The 17,394-nt window shown below is 65.5% G+C and carries 20 protein-coding genes; 7 read left to right on the top strand and 13 right to left on the bottom strand.

Features of this window, described 5'->3' with window-relative positions; all coding sequences use genetic code 11:
• Both AC1DS3_RS01905 and AC1DS3_RS01900 read right to left on the bottom strand, forming a co-directional pair.
• Nucleotides 1–287, bottom strand: a 287-nt coding sequence (locus AC1DS3_RS01905; protein ID WP_441638539.1) for an acyl-CoA dehydrogenase family protein, incomplete at its 3' end; no start/stop codon positions are given.
• Nucleotides 288–364: 77 nt separating this feature from the next.
• Nucleotides 365–2,086: an AMP-binding protein gene (locus tag AC1DS3_RS01900; protein WP_477126593.1), complete on the bottom strand. Its 1,722-nt coding sequence runs from the start codon at nt 2,084–2,086 to the stop codon at nt 365–367.
• 315 nt (nt 2,087–2,401) lie between these two features.
• On the opposite strand from AC1DS3_RS01900, the gene AC1DS3_RS01895 reads away from it, so the two are divergent.
• The 3 genes from AC1DS3_RS01895 to AC1DS3_RS01885 all read left to right on the top strand — a co-directional run bounded on the left by AC1DS3_RS01895 (nt 2,402) and on the right by AC1DS3_RS01885 (nt 4,303).
• Nucleotides 2,402–3,103: a TetR/AcrR family transcriptional regulator gene (locus tag AC1DS3_RS01895; RefSeq protein WP_441638532.1), complete on the top strand. Its 702-nt coding sequence runs from the start codon at nt 2,402–2,404 to the stop codon at nt 3,101–3,103.
• A gap of 358 nt (nt 3,104–3,461) precedes the next feature.
• A complete protein-coding gene (locus AC1DS3_RS01890; protein WP_441638530.1) occupies nt 3,462–3,614 on the top strand; it encodes a hypothetical protein in 153 nt (50 codons plus the stop codon).
• A 167-nt stretch (nt 3,615–3,781) separates the two neighbouring features.
• Nucleotides 3,782–4,303, top strand: a complete 522-nt coding sequence (locus AC1DS3_RS01885) for a hypothetical protein (RefSeq protein WP_441638528.1) — start codon at nt 3,782–3,784, stop codon at nt 4,301–4,303.
• Nucleotides 4,304–4,436: 133 nt separating this feature from the next.
• Here the strand turns inward: AC1DS3_RS01885 and AC1DS3_RS01880 are convergent, their stop codons facing one another.
• The 5 genes from AC1DS3_RS01880 to AC1DS3_RS01860 form a co-directional block, all read right to left on the bottom strand.
• Entirely contained in the window at nt 4,437–5,489 is a 1,053-nt protein-coding gene (locus tag AC1DS3_RS01880; RefSeq protein ID WP_477126592.1) for a phytoene/squalene synthase family protein, read from the bottom strand.
• A gap of 139 nt (nt 5,490–5,628) precedes the next feature.
• Nucleotides 5,629–6,993, bottom strand: a complete 1,365-nt coding sequence (locus tag AC1DS3_RS01875) for a TAXI family TRAP transporter solute-binding subunit (RefSeq protein ID WP_441638524.1) — start codon at nt 6,991–6,993, stop codon at nt 5,629–5,631.
• Nucleotides 6,994–7,076: 83 nt separating this feature from the next.
• The gene (locus tag AC1DS3_RS01870; protein ID WP_441638522.1) at nt 7,077–7,328 is read right to left on the bottom strand and encodes a hypothetical protein; all 252 of its coding nucleotides are present in this window, start codon (nt 7,326–7,328) and stop codon (nt 7,077–7,079) included.
• 62 nt (nt 7,329–7,390) lie between these two features.
• Nucleotides 7,391–7,909: a hypothetical protein gene (locus AC1DS3_RS01865; protein ID WP_441638520.1), complete on the bottom strand. Its 519-nt coding sequence runs from the start codon at nt 7,907–7,909 to the stop codon at nt 7,391–7,393.
• A 257-nt stretch (nt 7,910–8,166) separates the two neighbouring features.
• Nucleotides 8,167–8,442 carry a hypothetical protein gene (locus AC1DS3_RS01860; RefSeq protein ID WP_441638518.1) on the bottom strand — a complete coding sequence of 92 codons (276 nt, stop codon included), beginning with the start codon at nt 8,440–8,442 and terminating at the stop codon, nt 8,167–8,169.
• Between the two features lie 369 nt (nt 8,443–8,811).
• Here AC1DS3_RS01860 and AC1DS3_RS01855 point away from each other — a divergent pair, with 369 nt between their 5' ends.
• Nucleotides 8,812–9,531, top strand: a complete 720-nt coding sequence (locus AC1DS3_RS01855) for a Crp/Fnr family transcriptional regulator (RefSeq protein ID WP_441638516.1) — start codon at nt 8,812–8,814, stop codon at nt 9,529–9,531.
• Between the two features lie 7 nt (nt 9,532–9,538).
• Here the strand turns inward: AC1DS3_RS01855 and AC1DS3_RS01850 are convergent, their stop codons facing one another.
• Nucleotides 9,539–10,426 (bottom strand): NAD(P)-dependent oxidoreductase, encoded by an 888-nt coding sequence (locus tag AC1DS3_RS01850; RefSeq protein ID WP_477126591.1) that lies wholly within the window; start codon nt 10,424–10,426, stop codon nt 9,539–9,541.
• Nucleotides 10,427–10,650: 224 nt separating this feature from the next.
• On the opposite strand from AC1DS3_RS01850, the gene AC1DS3_RS01845 reads away from it, so the two are divergent.
• Nucleotides 10,651–11,475, top strand: coding sequence for a FadR/GntR family transcriptional regulator (locus tag AC1DS3_RS01845; RefSeq protein WP_441638512.1), 825 nt, complete (start codon nt 10,651–10,653; stop codon nt 11,473–11,475).
• Between the two features lie 26 nt (nt 11,476–11,501).
• On the opposite strand, the gene AC1DS3_RS01840 is transcribed toward AC1DS3_RS01845, so the two are convergent.
• The 4 genes from AC1DS3_RS01840 to AC1DS3_RS01825 all read right to left on the bottom strand — a co-directional run bounded on the left by AC1DS3_RS01840 (nt 11,502) and on the right by AC1DS3_RS01825 (nt 15,649).
• Nucleotides 11,502–11,969, bottom strand: coding sequence for a ferritin-like domain-containing protein (locus AC1DS3_RS01840; protein ID WP_441638510.1), 468 nt, complete (start codon nt 11,967–11,969; stop codon nt 11,502–11,504).
• A 42-nt stretch (nt 11,970–12,011) separates the two neighbouring features.
• Nucleotides 12,012–13,088: a methyltransferase gene (locus AC1DS3_RS01835; RefSeq protein WP_441638508.1), complete on the bottom strand. Its 1,077-nt coding sequence runs from the start codon at nt 13,086–13,088 to the stop codon at nt 12,012–12,014.
• Nucleotides 13,089–13,244: 156 nt separating this feature from the next.
• Nucleotides 13,245–14,717, bottom strand: coding sequence for an MFS transporter (locus AC1DS3_RS01830; RefSeq protein ID WP_441638506.1), 1,473 nt, complete (start codon nt 14,715–14,717; stop codon nt 13,245–13,247).
• Between the two features lie 23 nt (nt 14,718–14,740).
• Nucleotides 14,741–15,649: an alpha/beta fold hydrolase gene (locus tag AC1DS3_RS01825; RefSeq protein ID WP_441638504.1), complete on the bottom strand. Its 909-nt coding sequence runs from the start codon at nt 15,647–15,649 to the stop codon at nt 14,741–14,743.
• A gap of 204 nt (nt 15,650–15,853) precedes the next feature.
• Here AC1DS3_RS01825 and AC1DS3_RS01820 point away from each other — a divergent pair, with 204 nt between their 5' ends.
• Together AC1DS3_RS01820 and AC1DS3_RS01815 are read left to right on the top strand one after the other, a co-directional pair.
• Nucleotides 15,854–16,117, top strand: a complete 264-nt coding sequence (locus AC1DS3_RS01820; protein ID WP_441638502.1) for a hypothetical protein — start codon at nt 15,854–15,856, stop codon at nt 16,115–16,117.
• Between the two features lie 57 nt (nt 16,118–16,174).
• On the top strand, nt 16,175–16,378 hold the full coding sequence (locus AC1DS3_RS01815) for a hypothetical protein (RefSeq protein ID WP_441638500.1): 204 nt from the start codon (nt 16,175–16,177) through the stop codon (nt 16,376–16,378).
• On the opposite strand, the gene AC1DS3_RS01810 is transcribed toward AC1DS3_RS01815, so the two are convergent.
• Nucleotides 16,369–16,647 (bottom strand): hypothetical protein, encoded by a 279-nt coding sequence (locus tag AC1DS3_RS01810; RefSeq protein WP_441638498.1) that lies wholly within the window; start codon nt 16,645–16,647, stop codon nt 16,369–16,371. The genes AC1DS3_RS01815 and AC1DS3_RS01810 overlap by 10 nt on opposite strands.
• Between the last annotated feature and the right edge of the window lie 747 nt (nt 16,648–17,394).

Genomic DNA, 17,394 nt, shown 5'->3' with positions numbered 1-17,394 from the left:
TGCGCGCCGTACGACAAGCCGACCGACGCCGAGGCGCGGCTGATTTCTTCCATGGCGATCATGTGGGCCAGGTAGCCCATATTGGCGCCGCCGTATTCCTCCGCCACCGTGATGCCGAGCACGCCGAGGTCGCCCATCTTCTTCCAGGCGTCCATCGGGAACTGGTCGCTGCGGTCGATCTCCGCCGCGCGCGGCGCCAGTTCGGCCTGCGCCCAGTTGCGCACGGTTTCGCGCAGCATGTCGATGTCTTCGCCGAGGTGGAAATTGAGGCCGGGGAGTTCGTTCATGGTTGAGTGCTCGCTATCTAGTGGAATACGGCCGCGGCAGGTGGCGGCCCGATGTCAGATGGGATTCAGTTGGGTCGTCACGTGGTCTTGTCGCCAAGCCCCAGTTCCAGCGTCATGCGCTCGCGCATCACGAACTTCTGCACCTTGCCGGTGATGGTCATGGGCATTTCGTCGACAAAGCGGATGTAGCGCGGAATCTTGTAGTGCGCGATCTGGTCGCGGCAGAAGGCGCGGATATCGTCCTCGGTGGCCGTATCGCCCGGCTTGAGCACGATCCACGCGCAGACTTCCTCGCCGTACTTGGGGTCGGGCACGCCAAACACCTGCACGGCCTGCACCTTCGGGTGGCGGAACAGGAATTCCTCGATTTCGCGTGGGTAGACGTTCTCGCCGCCGCGGATCAGCATGTCCTTCACGCGCCCGACGATGTTGCAGTAACCCTCGGCGTCGATGGTGGCGAGGTCGCCCGTGTGCATCCAGCCATCGCGGATCGCCTCGCGGGTGCGGGGCTCGTCGTCCCAATAGCCCTGCATCACCGAATACCCGCGCGTGCACAGCTCGCCTTTTTCGCCAACAGGCACGATTTCGCCGGTGCCGTCCACCAGCTTGACCTCAAGATGCGGCTGGATCAGCCCCACGGTGGTCACGCGCTTGTCGAGCGGATCGGTGGTGGAACTCTGGAAGKACACCGGGCTGGTCTCGGTCATGCCATAGGCGATCGTTACTTCCGCCATATGCATCTGCGAGATCACGCGCTTCATCGTCTCGATGGGGCAGGGCGAGCCCGCCATGATCCCGGTGCGCAGCGTGGAGAAGTCGTACTTGGCAAAATCCGGATGGTCMAGCTGGGCGATAAACATGGTCGGCACGCCGTGCAAGGCCGTGCAGCGCTCCTCGCTGACCGCCGCCATGGTTGCCGCCGGCTCGAACGCCTCGCCGGGGAACACCATGCAGGCGCCGGTGGATACGCAAGCCAGCACGGCCAGCACCATGCCGAAGCAGTGATAGAACGGCACCGGGATGCACAGCTTGTCCTGCTCGGAGAAGCGCATCGCCATGGCGATGAAGCGTGCGTTGTTGACGATGTTCCGGTGCGTCAGCGTGGCGCCCTTGGGCGCGCCGGTGGTGCCGCTGGTGAACTGGATATTGATGGGGTCGTAGCGATCYAGCTGCGCGGTGATCGCGTCCAGCTCGCCGGTGAGGGCATGCGTGCCATGGGCGAGCAGCGCATCGTAGTTGAGCATGCCCGGCGTGCGCTCGCCGCCCATGCGGATCACCCAGCGCAGCGCGGGCAAGCGCGCTGCCTGCAGCGCGCCCGGCTCGCAGCTTTGCAACTCCGGCGCCAGCGCCTGCAGCATTTCCAGGTAGCGCGACGTCTTGAACGACTCCGCCGCCACGATGGCCTTGCAGCCCACCTTGTTCAGCGCGTATTCCAGCTCCGCCAGGCGGTATGCCGGATTGATGTTCACCAGCACCAGCCCAAGGCGTGCGGTGGCGAACTGCGTGACCAGCCACTCCACCCGGTTCGGCGACCAGATGCCGATGCGGTCCCCGCGCGCCAGGCCCAGCAGGCGCAAGCCCCCGGCCATGGCGTCCACCACCTGTGCGAATTCCCGCCAGCTCCAGCGGATACCCTGCTCGCGAAACACCACCGCCTCGCGATCCGGGAAACGCGCTACGGTTTCGGCTAGCAGCGCCGGCACCGTCAGCTCGGACAAGGGAATGTCGGTACTGCCCCTGACGTGGGAGAGCCCGCCAATGGGCAAGATCGTTGGGCTAGCCGCACCCTGCATCGTCATACTCGTCTCCAAAGCGCTGTCGCAATATTGTCCGTATCCCGGTTTCTTGAGGTTTGTTCAACTTTGTTGAGTGTAGCTCAAGTCGGGGGGGGTGCGCATATATTCTGCGCCCTTGTCCCGTCCTATGTGGCATCAGGGCAGTGGCGTTGACTGGAAAAGTACACGCAGACCCGAAAAATTGCAACCATGAGTTGAGTAAAGATCAATTACAATCCCGTGACGGGGGCGAGCAGCGCCCCAGGGCGTGCCCGGGCATCTGTTTCATGCTGCGCCGCACTATAATCGCCGGCTTCCGGCAAGCGAGGTAACACGTCGATGGACGACATCATGGTGCGGCGCCGCGTCCCCGCGAGCGCCAAGGCGGAGCAACGCATCCGCGACATCCTGCGCGTGGCCCGCGAAGTCTTTGCCGAAATGGGCTACGAGCGCACCACCACCACCGAGATCGCACAGCGCCTGGGCATCTCCGAAGCCACGGTGTTCACCTATTTCCACGGCAAGCGCGAGCTTTGTGTGCGGGTGATCGAAGACTGGTACGACGAGATCATCGCGGCGGTGGAAGAAGGCATGCCGCGCGGCCAGAGCACCAAGGCGCAGCTCGAGTTCTTTGTGCGCACGCATCTTCGGTTGTTCCTGATCCAGGGGACCGGGCTATGCGCGCTGGTGCTCTCCGAAGGCCGCGCCAGAGGGCCGGGGCTGGGCGAGGTGTTCGTGCCGCTGCAACGGCGCTACACCGCGCCGCTGATGGATATGCTGGCGCGCGCGCGCGAGAGTGGGGAGATCCGGGCCGACCTGCCGTTGAGCTTGCTGCGCTCGGCKATCTTCGGGCCGATGGAACACATTCTTTGGGACGCAATCGCCAGGCAGCGGCCGGTGGATATCGAGCGGACCGCCAAGGATATCGTGGCGCTGCTCTGGCCGGCACTACTGCCGCCGGACCTGGAGGTAGCGGCGCTGCGGGAGTTTTATGGGGAAGTGGGGGCGGCGTTGCAGCGCGTGGACGGGCGCACGAAATAGGGTGCACGAAATCGGACGTGCAAAATCGGGCATGCAAAATCGGGCGCACCGTCGTGCCGCGGCGTTGGTGAGGCAGGGCCGAGATCTGCGCTCAGGTAACAGTTCGGGCGGCGCCAACCCCGGTGTGTGGCACAGCCCAACAGCGTTAGCGGCGTGGCTTCCTTCCGAAGCACATTCGGGCGCTATTTCGCCATGCTGGCACGGGCATGGGAAATGCGTAATGGTGATTCAGCGGGTGAAATAGCGGGCGAATCAGCGGGGGGGCATCAGCGCCGCCTTTGCGACTGGCGCCCCGGTTTTCGCCATGCGTCGGCTCGTCGGGTCGGCGCCCGCTGCTTCTCCGAGGGAAGGGTTTGCCATGCAAAAGCTGTCCATTCTGGCAATTTGCCTGCTTGTTCTCCTGGCCTGCATGACCGCGTTCATCTGCCTGTCCGGTGCATTCACGCTGCGCGACACCGAGTACGGGAGCGGCACGGCGGCGTTCTGCTATATCGCGGGGTACATTTGTTAAGGCCAACTTTGCCACTGTCGGCCGGGTTGGTGGAAACCAGCGGAATAATCCCGCTGCCTGAAGCGTTTACCGTAGGGGCGGGGCGCGCGGCGTGTGCGCGTGCTTGAACTATGCTGGAAGGGTTCCTGGCCCGAGAACACGACCCGCGCCAACGATGGAGAATGGTCATGCAATATCGCTTAGCCAAATGGATAGGAGCGAGCGCCGCTGCGCTCGCGCTGTGCGCCTGCGCGTTCCTGCAGCCGGTCGAGACCGCGCAAAAAATGATCGGCGGCCCGCAGAGCACCGTGCGCGACACCTTTGGCAAGCCCACGGAGACCTACCAGCTCGCCGGCGGCACCAGCCGCTGGATCTACTCAAAGCAGCCGCTCGGGTTCGAAGTCTACGCGGCGGATTTCGACGCCAGCGGAAACCTCACCAGTTTCCGCCAGATGCTTACCGAGAAGGAGATCTATGAGGCGCGCCCGGGTACCTGGACCAAGCAGGACGTGGCCCAGCGCTTCGGCCTGCCACGCGAGCCGGTCGAGTACTACCCGCTGATGAAGCGCGAGGCATGGTCGTACCGGCTCTACATCGGCGCTTACCAGCCGGCCCACTTCAGCGCCTACTTTGACGATCGCGGGGTGCTGGACCGCACCATGATCATTGTCGATCCGCTTGGGGGCGACGACCACTCCAGCAGCAAGTGATTGCAGCCTTGGAGACCCGCTGTGTGGCGCCTGGCCCAGGCGCGATCGCGTCCATGGGCCGTTGCGCGGCGGGTGCAAAGGCGCGCAATGTCCGCAGGGCTCGCTCCGCAGATGCGGAAGGCTTCTTTGGCCATTAGCGTTCCAGCCGCGCTTCGATCCCCCCCATCAACCGCTCAACCCAGATCCGCAGCAAGCCATTGGACGGCGCCATCAACGCTGAATACCCCACAATCCGGTACACCTCGCTCCGCCGAATCTTGAGCACTTTCACCGGATCCAGCCAATCGTCGTTGCCCGCAAGCAGCAGCAGTGTCTCCAACCCGATCAGCACTGGCCACAAACACGCCAGGCGCAATCGAACGGAGAACGCAGGAATGGCAAACGTGTAATCCACCGCCTCACGGAAATGACCCAGCGTCRTGCGGATCAGCGCGAACAGAAGTGGTTTCGCACGCGCCGAATTGCTTGGCAGCAGTAAATCCTGCGGCGTCAGTCCATACTGGTCCAGCATCGCCCCGGGCAGGTAGCAACGCCCGATCCGCAGGTCCTTGGCGCAGTCCCGCAGCACATTGGTCATCTGCAGCGCCTTGCCAAAGCGCACGCCTCGCAGCAGCATCGCCTCGGATTCTCCCTTGAGTGTTCCGGGCATATGGGCGTAGGTCATCTTGGTCCAGAACTCGCCCACGCATCCCGCGACCAGGTAGGTGTACCGGTCCAGCTCTTCCCATTCGCGCAGCACGCCAATCTGCCCGGAGCTTTCGTCGGGGAAGGTCCGCAGGTCAAACTCCATGCCGGAGGCCAGGGTCGACACGATCTCGCGAACCGCAGCCCGATCGGCCGCGCCCAGCTGGGACAGCACCGTCAGCGCCGGGCCGAGCGATTCGAGCAGAACCTTCTCGTCCGATAGCGCTTGTTGCCCGGCGACCTCTGCCGCCAGCCGCCGCATGAGCGTGCCATCGTCCGTGGCGCCGTTGACCTGATCACGCAGCGACAGCAGCAGTTCCAGCCGTTGCTGCGGCGGAATCAGCGAGGTGTCTGCAATGGTGTCGGCGGCGCGCGCCAGCAGATACGCCAGGCCGATCGGATCGCGCATCCCGGCGGGCAGCACCCGCAGGGTGAGATAGAAAGAGCGTGAAACGCCTTTGAGCAGCGGGCCGAGAAGGAAGGCCCGGGTAGGGTTAGGCATGGATCGGGGTCAGGTCGTGATTGACAAGTCGGCGCTGCCGGATTGTATCTGCATCCGGCGCGATGGTCGCGTGCCCAACCTCCCGGTTCCGGGCATCCACAACCTAGCCGCACCGGGTACGTAGCGCCGCTGCGCCAGCTCAGAGCGCGCCCGTCAGCCTGCGCCGCACAAAGACGATATGCTCGCGCAGCACATAGAACTGGTCGGCATAGGCGAGCGGCATCTTCATCCTGTTGACCGCGTCTTCGATGTGGTCGAGGCGCTGGGCCAGGGCGGTTTTTTCTTCCTCGGAGGGGTTCACCAGCGCCACGCGCTCGATTTCGATCAGGGCGCCGTACCAGCGATAGATGCGGGACTTGACCCGCCACTTGTAGAGCGAGGGCACCAGCCGGAAGGCCGGAATCAGGATCACGATCACCGGCACAAGCACCAGCGCACGGGATAGCAGGCTCGCCAGCCAGAAGGGCAGGTGGCGGTACAGGAAGCCCTTGCCCGACGCGTAGTAGCGCGTGGCGTCGTCGCTCAGCGGAAACTCATGCGCGGTGGCCGAGGGGAACTGCCCGGCGCTTTGCAGCAGCCCGGCCTTGCCGTGGGCCTCGCGCGCAGCCTCGATCAGCAAGTCGGACAGCGCGGGATGCAGCGAGTCGCGCGCCACCAGCTCCACCGTCGGGCCGATCAGGCGGATCGGATGTGCCGGGAGATTCTTGCCCAGGTCGAATACGCCGGCGGGCAACACCAGCTCCTGCAGATAGAGAAAGCGACGCGTATAGGCATTGGCTTGCGCGAAATCCAGCAGGCGGATGCCCGGCATGCGAAACAGCTTGCGCATGATCGGGCCGGTGGCGGAATCGCCGGTCAGCATGGCCACATCGATCTTGCCGTCGACCAGCGCCTGGGCGGCGTCRTCGCCATCGAACGCGATGAGCTCGGCACTGCCGCCCGGCTCGATGCCGTTCGCCTTGAGCAGTGTCAGCGCCAGCGCGCGGGCACCGCTGCCTTCTCGCCCGATCGCGATGCGCGACTTGCGGAAGTCGGACAGCTTGTGCTGTTCCTTGCCGCGGTACAGCACCGTGATGGGCGCATAGAACATGCTGCCCAGCGAGACCAGCCCCTCGGTGTCCATATCGCTGGAGACGCCGCCCTGCACCAGCGCCAGGTCGACGTCCTGCTTGCGATCGGCCAGCCGCTGCACGTTCTGGCGGGAGCCTTCGGAGGCCAGCACATTCAGCGTGACGCCATTGCGTGCGAGGATCTTTGCGTACTTCTCGGCGGCGTCGTAGAAGGAACTGCCCTTGGGGCCCGCGCTGATGGAGATGGTGCTCGGCGGCGCCGGCTGCACCAGCCATACGGCGAGCCAGATGGCTGCCAGGGCAAGGGCCAGCACGGGGCCGAAGGATACGGCCAGGTCGCGCCAGGAAATGGCGACAAAGCGGGCGCGCAGGCGGCGGATATCAGGGAGCGCGTTGGCGGCAGTGGGCTTGTCTGGTGCGGGGTCCGGCGGCATCGGCGCGATTGGGGGAGGCTAGGGCCGTTGGATGATAGCACCCGCGCTGTGCCGCATTTTTGCGCGCCTGCTATCCGGCAACGTCATTGCGTCCAACCGCCTCTTGGCGAGTAGTCGCGCTCCCGGTTGTCGCCGGAGCGCTCCGTGCCGTACGGCTGTCCGCGATCGCCGGAGCGATGATCGTTGTTCCACTCGTTGCCTGGATGGCCGTCATGCCGCTGTGCCCCGCGATAGCCGCCATCGCCACCGGTGCGGCCTTCGCCGCCGGGTACCCACAAGCACCCTGTTTGGGTGAGCGCGAGCGCAGCAGCGCAAATAACAAGACGAGTTCGCATGACATGCTCCTATCGATACCACGCCGCAGGCGTGATGCGCTGCAGCGGTCATCCGCAATACGTCACGCCCACCGGAAACCCGGCATGACGTCACTGTGTTCCTCGACGCTCACGCCGCCTAGCGCATTGATCATGCGTTTGACGGAATCCTTCGCGTCCCCGGCGCAGCTCGCGACCAGCAGCATCTCGCCTTGCGCGAGCTGTGCGCGTTCCCGGGCAACCTTGCCGCGCAGGATGCGTGCGCCAAGCTGGCCCGCGATCCAGGCGCCGCACAAGCCCCCGAGCGCACCGCTCGCCACGCAGGCCAGGACGCTGGCAAAGGTGCCGGCCGAGGTGCCGAGATGCAGCGTCGCGGCAATGGCCAATATGGCGCCGGCCACAGTGCCCGCTATCGCCCATTCCTGGCGATACGTTGTTTGCTTGGACGCGGCTCGGGGCAACCCTTCCATGGGCTGGTCGTCGCGCTGGATGAACCAGGGCCCGCCGAGATGGACAGGGGCAACAGGTAACGCCTGCAACGAAGACTGCATGCTTCTTGCGGCGGCGATATCGCTAAGCCGGAAATACAGGACGCTGCGCATGATGTCACCTCGAGATCCATCGCATCGCGCTCGCTACATGGCGAAGGCCCGCAATGCGGCGCCGCGACAGGTTGAGACTGACATGGATCGGCTGCGAAGTCGGTACGATGGCGGACACGGAATCCAACGCCGCGCCATGCAAAAAAGAAGCCCTCGGCCCGAAGGCCGAGGGCATGAAAGGAATAGCGTTCAGCGTTGGCTTGCGTTTGCCGCCATCGCCGGTCGGCTGCACGACCCCTGCCCGGTCGCAACCGCGTCTACTGCCTGGCAGTTCCCTGCTCTTGTGTGACTCGTGATACCCGTTCCCCATTGCCCAGGATCATCAGGGCGCTATCATCCATTTCTGACGACGGCTCTACCAATTCAAGCGCCGGAATCTCCGGGAACAACACCCCCACCAGTTCCGTGACGAGCTTGTGCGACTCGAATGGCCCGAAGCGGTAGACGGCTTTCCTGTCGATTTCCGAGAAGTACCATCCACCGATCATGTCGGGATAGACGATCACACTGCGACCATTAGCTTGGGCTTGCATGCGCCCTCCAAAACGTTTCCCCTGCCAAGTGGATCGAGCGCCACTACTGACCACATGCCCCCAAGGGGGAGGGAGAGGCATGCCTTGGCTGTGATGCGGCCCTGCAGCCCTAAGGCAGCTGGCCAGTCGACATCTGGGGGCATCTTAGGCGGGGGCCAGCGACAAGTCGGTACGCTAGCGTTCAAGTCGGATTCTTTTTTTATGGCGCAGGGCAGGTGGCGAGCGCTCGCCCGCCAGTCTCTGGCGGCTTCGATAAGCGCGCCATGCGACTGGACTACACTGCGATTCAGATGGAGATGGCGGTCCTGACCCTGATTTGCCATGGCAAATGCCGGCAAGAGGCAGGTCCTGAACCTACGAGGCACACCCATGCAGACACAGGAAGACGCGAGAGCCAACCATCTGTTGGCGGTGTTGCCGGAAGAAGAATGGGCGCGCCTGGCGCCGCAGCTGGTGCTGGTGGATTTGCCGCTGGGGCAGGTGATCTATGAGTCTGGCGACCGGCTCAATCATGTATATTTTCCAACCACGTCGATCATATCTTTGCTCTACGTGATGGAAAACGGCGCATCGGCGGAGATCGCCATCGTTGGCAACGAGGGCATGGTCGGGATTGCGCTGTTCATGGGGGGCGAGACCACGCCAAGCCGTGCCATCGTCCAGAGCGCCGGCACGGCCTATCGGCTTGACAGCGCCACGGTGAAGGCGGAATTCAATCGCGCCGGCCCCATGCAGCGGCTATTGCTGCGCTATACGCAGGCGCTGATCACGCAAATGGCGCAGACTGCCGTGTGCAACCGGCATCATTCCATCGAACAGCAACTGTGCCGCTGGCTGCTGCTCAGCATGGACCGCTTGCCAACCAACAAATTGAAGATGACGCAGGAGCTGATCGCCAACATGCTTGGCGTGCGGCGCTCAGGCGTGACGGAGGCGGCGCTGAAACTGCAGAACGCTGACCTGATTCGCTACCACCACGGGCATATCGAAGTGCTCGACCGGCCAGGGCTGGAGCAGCGCGTGTGCGAGTGCTATGCGGTGGTAAAGCGCGAGTGCGATCGCCTGCTGCCCGACCTGCGGGCGATCTGAGCGAGGATCAGGCCGCCTTGCCTGCCTCGTCCGCCAGGATCGAAATCAGCTCCKGCACCGTCGGCTGCGGCCGCGCGGTGTGGCTGGCGCGCTCGTAGGTATCCCGCACCGCCTCCGCCGTGGCTCGCGCGGCGCCAAGCTCCTGCGCCATCGTGGTGTAGTAGCCCATGTCCTTGAGCGCGTTGGCGATCGAGAAGCGGAAGCCGGACTCGTCGCGCGACTCGATGTAGGGGCGCAAGCGGTTGAGGATCACGCCGTCGCCGCCGCCCTTGGCCAGCACCTCCACCAGCACGCCCGGGTCTACGCCAGAGCGCTCGGCGCAGGCGGCGGYCTCGGCCAGCACGGCGGAGAAACCCAGCGAGACAAAGTTGTGCAGCAGCTTGAGCCGGTGGCCCGAGCCGGCCGGCCCGGCGTGCACGATGTTTTCCGCGAAGCACGACAGCAGTGGCCGGCATAGCTCGAACAAGGCGCGGTCGCCGCCGACGATCAGGTTGAGGCGGCCTTGCGCGGCTTCCTTGGGCGTGCGCGTCATGGGCGCGTCGAGGAAGCGGCCGCCGGCCTTGGCCACCGCCGCGGCAATGCGCTCCGTGGACGAAGGAATGGCGGTGGAGCAGTCGATCACCACGGCGCCCTGGTGCAGGCCGGCAAGCACGCCGTCCGAGCGGAACAGCACGTCCTCCACCTCCGGGGTGCCCGTGACGCACAGGATCACGATATCGACCGCACGCGCGAGCTCGGCCGGGGTGGCGGCCATGGTGGCGCCAGCCGCCAGCAGGTTGTCCACCGGCTGGTTGCCGGGATGGTCGAGCAGCACCAGCGGGTGGCCGTGCTTGGCGATGTTGGTGGCGATGCCATGGCCCATCATGCCGATGCCGATCATGCCGATTGTTTTCATGCCGTCTCCGTTCTTGTGTTTTTTTGCAGGCGCCAAACTCTGAGGCGGCCAGGCCGAAAGGCATGTCGTCGCCCATGGCGTTGGCCTCGTCGGCTGGACCGAAGTTGTATTGCAAATTTATACTATGAATTTGTCAAGCAAATTTGTTCGCGATGCTATGATCGCCGTCAGGCGAGTCCCATCGCCAACTGCAGAACATCCTGCGTTACCAGCATGGAGGCCGAATGCGCACAGACACCGTGCCGCGCCCGGAAGTGCCAGAAAAGCCGGCTGGCGAGATGACTCTGGCGGATCGCATCACCGCGCTGCTCGCGGGGCAGATTCGCAAAGGCGCTTATCCGGTCAATGCGCGGCTGCCCACCGAGAAGTGCATGACCGAGGAATATGGCGTGAGCCGTACCGTGGTGCGTGAAGCGATCTCCCGGCTGAAATCCGAAGGCCTGGTCGAAACCCGGCAGGGCAGCGGCACCGTGGTGCTGGATCCCCGGACCAGCGCAGCCTTCCGGCTTGGGCCCGGCGACGGCGACCCGGCGCGGGGCGTGGTCCGCATCATCGAGTTGCGCCGCGGCATCGAGGCCGAGATGGCGGCGCTGGCGGCGGAGCGCCGCAGCGAGGCCGAGATGGCGCAGATCCGCCGCGCCCTGAAGGCCATCGACCGCGCCGTTGCCGCGGGTGGCGACGGCGTGGAGGAGGACCTGGCATTCCATATGGCCGTGTCCCGCGCCACCGGCAATCCCCACTACACCGAGTTGCTCGGGCTGCTAACGCGCGCACTGCAGGATGCCATCCGCGTCACCCGCGGCAATGAGGCGCGGCGCACCGACCTGGCCGCGCAAGTACGCGCCGAGCATGAAGCCATGTGCGCGGCCATCCAGGCGCGTGACCCGGAGGCGGCGCGCAAGGCCGCCTTTCAGCACATGAAGAATACGGCGGACCGCATCGGCGAAGCCGACCAGAGCTTCTGGACCGGCAACAGCCGCGCAGCCGCGCAGCGCCTGGCGCGCGCGGGCCTGGGCGAAGTGCTGCGCCGGCCATCCGCACGGCGTTGACGCACACCGCCCACGCGGCTCGTGCGTCAGGTTTTTGGCGGCGGGGCGAAGGCCGCGGCCTGYCCCGGCTTGCGCAGCATCTTGTCGACCTCGCCGGCATGCAGCTCCTCGATCTGGATCATCTGGCGCGCGAATTCCTCCAGTGCCACGGAGCGATCCTCCACCAGCGACAGCAGCTCGCGATACAGCTTGAGGGCAGCGTTTTCCGCTTCCAGCGATTCACGCAGCATGGCGGCGGTATCGAAGGTGTGGCTGTCGAGCAGCTTGCCGATGGCCAGCGACGGATACGCGCCCAGCGTGGTAATCCATTCCCCCGCCTGCTGGGCATGCAGCAGCGATTCGTTGGCCTGCTCACGCAGCCAGGAAACGATCGGGATGCGGCCAAAGCCGAACACAAGCAGCGAGTAATGGGTATAGCGGACCACCCCCGCAAGCTCGGCTTCGAGGATCCGGTTCAGCACGCTGACCACTTGTTCCTTTTCCATCTCGGCCATGGCACGTCCTCTCCGATGGGTTGGCGTTGCTACGTCATTACGTCATTGGCGGGTCGCAATCATCATGGAGTCCGGCCCGGTGAGCGGTTCCACCCGCGCTTGCGCAAAGCCCACTTGCCTTGCCCAGGCGCAGCATTGCGCCCCGGTGTAATCGAAGCCGCCCGGGGTTTCGATCAGCATGTTCAGGCTCATCAGCAAGCCAAACACGTTCTGTTTGCGCGCGTCGTCGATCATCGCGTCATAGACGATCAGGCGGCCGCCGGCGGGCAGCGCGGCGTGGCATTTTTCCAGCAGGTATAGCTTCTGATCGAGATCCCAATCGTGCAGGATATGCCCCATGACAAGCACGTCTGCCTGCGGGCAGGGGTCGTTGAAGAAGTCGCCGGGATAAAAACGCAGCCGATCCTGCAGGCCATGCAAGGCGACATATTCCTCGAACACCGGGCCAACTGCGGGCAGGTCGAAGCCGCCGCCGCGCAGATGCGGGTGGGCCAGCGCGATCTGTACCGGCAGGGCCCCTTGCGCCGTGCCGATATCGATAAAGGTCTGGCACTGGGCCCAGGGGAATTTGCGCGCCATCGCCTGGGCGGCGGCCAGGCTGACGCCGGTCATGGCTTGCAGGAAGCCGCGCAGGCCTTGTTCGTCCCGATAGATTGCGGCGAAGAGGTCGCCATGCTCGTCGGCCTGGGTCTGCGGCAGGCCGGAGCGCAGCGAATCGGTCAGCGACGCCCAACTGGGGTACAGCCGCGCATTGGCCATCTCCAGCAGGCCGCCTACGTAGCTGGGCTTGGCCTTGTCCAGGAAGAGGTCCGTGTCGGGCGTGTTGCTGTACCGGCTGGGTGCCTCGGCGTCTTCGCGGTCGAGCAGGTGCAGGGCCACCAGCGCGTCGAGGAAATCCACCGCGCCGCGTGGATGCAGGCCAAGGGCGGCGGCCAGCGGGCCGGCCGGCTGCGGCGCTTTCGCCAGTTGGGTGAACACGCCAAGCTCCACCGCGCTKAGCAAGGTCTTGGCGGCCCAGAAGCCCATCCCGAGCTGCAACACCCGCTCCGGTGTCAGGTCCGGCACCTGCCACGGGCTGGCGGGCGCGGGGCCGCGGGCGACGTTTTTTCCGTTCTGCATAAGTCACCTCGTCGCCGCCGCCGGCGTACCTGGATACCCGGGCGCCGGGGCGTAGGGAAGGATGCTGGTAACTCTAGATGCCGGAAGAGGCGAAATCCAGCCGATTCTGGCGGCGTTGCGCCATTTCGGGAAGCTGCCCGCGCGTGGCTCCGGGGCCTACGGGGCCGCGGCCAGCCGCTGTCCGTGACAAAGATGGGTGACAAGCAGCGCAAGGCCGAGCAGGCATCCCAGGCACCAGGCAAAGGCGCTGCCGTAGCCATGCGCCGCGCCAGTGCCTTCCAGCCGCGCATAGAACAGGTTACCGACCAGCGCCACGCCGACCGAATTGCCTGCCTGCTGGACCGTGGCAAGCACGCCCGCGGCCACGCCTGCATGGTGTTGCGCCGTCCCCGCCAGCACGGCGCAGGCCAGCGGCGCCATCACCATGCCGATGCCCGCGCCCTCTACCACCAGCAGGATCAGCAGCACCGCCAGCGAGCCGGTGCCTTGCGCCTGCCATGGCAGCAGCGTGTTCGCCAGTTGCAGCCAGTGGCCCGCCGCCAGCAGCATCGCGCCATAGGCGAGGGACGAGCGCCCCAGGCGGGCGGCGATGCGCGGCGCGGCCAGTGAGGCGGCAAAGAAGCCCAGCGCCAGCATCGTGAACGCGCCGCCGCCTTGCAGCGGGCTCAGGCTAAGGCCGTCTTGCAGGTAGAGCGCCAGCACGAAGTAGAACGAGGCATTGCCGGCGTAGAAGGCTACCGTCACGGCCAGTCCGCGCGCAAAGCCCGGTGCGGCGAACAGCGCCGGGCTCACCAGCGGCTGTCCGCCGCGCGCATGCTGCCGGCGCTGATGCCAGGCGAACATGACGAGCAACACGGGCGCCACGGCCAGCGTAAGCAGGGCGGCGGGCGGCCAGCCTTGCTGCCTGCCTTCCACCAGTGGCCACACCAGCGCGCCCAGTGCCGCCGCCAACAGCACCATGCCAGGCACGTCCGGCTTGCTGCCGCCGGTGGGCGGCGACGCGCGCAACACGCGTGGCGCCAGCACCAGCGCGATGACAGCCACGGGCACGTTGATCAGGAAGCAGATGCGCCAGCCCAGCCCGCCCAGGTCGGCCCGGATCAGCGCGCCGCCCACCAGTTGGCCGAGCAGCGCCGCCAGGCCTAGCGTCAGGCCGTACGCGGCGAATGCCCGCGCCCGCGCGGGGCCGGTGTAGGTGAGCGAGAGCATGGCCAGCACCTGCGGCTGGAGCAGCGCGCCCGCCAGGCCCTGCGCCACGCGTGCCGCGACCAGAGCGGGCGCGGACGGGGCAAGCCCGCAAGCGGCGGAGGCGAGCGCGAACAGCAACAGGCCCAGCATGAACATGCGGCGCCGCCCGAGCATGTCGCCCAGCCGCCCGCCGGTGATCAGCCCGGTGGCATTGGCCAGGCCATAGCCCGCCACCACGAACTGCAGCGCGCCGGCGCTGGCGTGCAATTCACGCTGGATGGCAGGCAGCGCCACATTCACGATAAAGAAATCCATCACCACCATGAAGGTGCCGCTCAGCATCACCAACAGGGCCAGGCGGTCCATGGCGGTCGGGGACGATGTGGCGGCGTGGTGCGGGACGGGCGCGCTCTCGGCGCGGTTCAGGCTCGAGGAGGGCATGGCAGGAGTCCTTGGCAAGGGGCTTAGCCGAGTTCGCGCACGAACGCCAGGATGTCCGCGCCAAGCCGCCGCGCATGCGTGAACGGCAGGCCGTGCGGCGCGCCCGCGTAGACGGTGAGGCGGGCGTTGGGCAGCAGGGCCGCCGTGCGCTCGGCGGTCAGCGCAATCGGGCAGGAGGCATCGTTGTCGCCGTGGACCAGCAGGGCCGGCACCCTGATGGCCGGCAGCTCCGCGCGGAAATCCGCATGGACGCTGGCATGATTGCAGCCCAGCAGCGCCTGCAGCGAAGTCTGCAGCGCCATGGCGCGCACCCACGCAAGCCGCGGCGCCGAGCACAGGCCGCCGCCGAACGGCGCGAGGTTGTTCTCCACCCAGAGCGGAAAGTCGTCCGCCAGCTCGGCCGCGGCTTGCGCCAGCAGCGCGGGATCGATGCCGTCCGGGTTGTCGTCGCTGCGCGCAACGCACGGCGTGGTGCAGCCCACCAGCACGATGCCGGCGACGTGGCCCGCGCCGTGGCGCGACAGGTAGCGCACGATCTCTCCCGCAGCCATCGAATGGCCGACCAGCGTCACGCGCCGCAGGCCGAGCGCGTCGATGACGTCCGCGAGATCGTCGGCCAGCGTATCGAAGTCATAGCCGCGCCCCGGATCGCTGGAACGGCCATGCCCCCGGCGGTCGTAGGCGATGCAGCGCATGCCTGCGGCATGCAGCGCCTGCATCTGCCCGCTCCATGCGTCCGATGGCAGCGCCCAACTGGCCGCGAACAGCACCACGTCCGCGGCCGGATTACCGTTGTGCCAGTCGCGCACGAAGAGCGACACGCCTTCACGGGTCAGCACATGGCCGGGCTGTGTGGCGTGGCGCTCAGCGGGGTTTGATGCGCCGGGATGGCGCAGGGGCGGCGCGGAATGTGTCATGGCGGTGGCAGGCATGAGGCGGCTCCGGTGGTGGTTACCTGGCGAGTCCAGGCGAGCTCAGTGTCGGAGCTGGGGGGCTGCGCGCCAATTACGCGAGAGGTAATAGAAACGGCCAGAGAGCCGCCTCCAGCCGTGGCCGTCTACTATTTCGGTCACTGCGGCCTTGGTCGTTAGACGCTTCATTGCTACGATTCCCTGAGAAGCACTCCGGAGATGGACATGCCATGGTTTGTGGTCCTGGCTGGCGCACATTGGCGCCAACTGTCGCCGACGATTTTCAAGACACACGCMCGCGTCGACGACTGGAGCCAGCTGTTTTGTGACGGCGTCGATACAAGCGGTGGAATGACCGAGTTGAGGTACAAAGCATCGATCATCCTCGTGCCGCACTCGGCCGTTCTTGTTGCTGTGCGGCTGGGCGAAAGCAAGGGCGGAATGGGTTTCGTAGCTGACGCCGACGTAGGCGACACCGCCGATCACTGAACCCGTCTGCCAAGTGAGCGCGTATCGGTTCAAACTACGAGCCCCGAGGGGGCAACTATGTCCATCGCGACCTATGGCGGATACACCATCCGAGGCTTTGCGAAGCCCTTGGTGGATGGCTCGTTCGAAGCTTCGGGGGCCGTAGAGAAGGATGGCCAAGTGCTCGAGACCTCCGACCCGCTTGGCTATTACCCGACTTTTGAAGGGGCACTTGCCGAAGGCCTTGCCTGGGCCAGGGAATGGGTTGACGTTCATATCTGAACCTTCCGAAATTCCACCACCCCCGCCCATGGGTTCGCGGCCCACGCGCTTGCGCCATTGATCTCGTCCCACAGGTCGCGATACGCCCGAATGCTCGGCTTCCATTGAATATCGAGGCCAGTGGCATTGATCGCATTGCGGTGCTTTCGCAAGATCGCAGCGCTGAACTGGTAATCAAGGCTTGCCACAGCCCGCCACGAGCGGGCATCTTCCGGAGCAAAAAAAATCCCGCCAGGCACGGAATGCCAGGCGGGGATACGAATTCGCATCGTGCCCAGCGGAGGGCCGCGATGCGAGTTTCAAKGCTAGCAGGGCGGGCGGCTTGGGACTGTCAACAATTGTCACGGTGGCCGGGGTGCCGATCGCACCGGAGCCGGGCACTTCGTAGCGGGTGTGGGCTTGACGCGGCATTCGAGGCGAAAGGCGGCCTCGAATGTCTAAATGCGCGACGCGATGACGGGGGGCAATCATGGGTGACCGCCGACGGCCGTGCCCGGCTGGCACGTTGCCCGCGCAGTCCACCAAGCTAGATGACGATAGTGTGACGATCTTGGGATACGCGACAGCACGGCAGGTAAGAGTTCAGGAGGAAACCGGGGTTCAAAAGGAAACGGGGATTCAAGAAGAAGCCGGCGAGTAGCCGGAGCAGCACAATCTATCAGCCGACTTCGGGCGGCTTTTTTCCTCGCAGTTTTTTGACGCAGTGTGCGCTTGCGCACCGTGCTGCAGACCCGGGCGCTAAACGATGGAGGCGGGCTGGCTAAAGCGGCCGGTCACGGAAAATGCCAGGCGCCTGGGAGGGATCAGCCTGGCACTCGGCGAATCCTGTTGATGACCAAGACTAGCGAGCATTTTCACTCTAGATGTCCAGAGTAGATTCGTAAGTGTGGCAGCAAACACATCCGCCTCTACAGGCGTTTTTTTTACGCCCGCCGCGCGCGGGCGTCTTCTTTTCTGGAGCGTTGGTGGCCACATGTCGAGCCAGCACTGTTCGAGTCGGGGTCCTGTCGCCGGCG

It is taken from the genome of Cupriavidus sp. 01L46, assembly GCF_056399905.1.
This window is presented reverse-complemented; position numbering and strand designations above follow the sequence as displayed.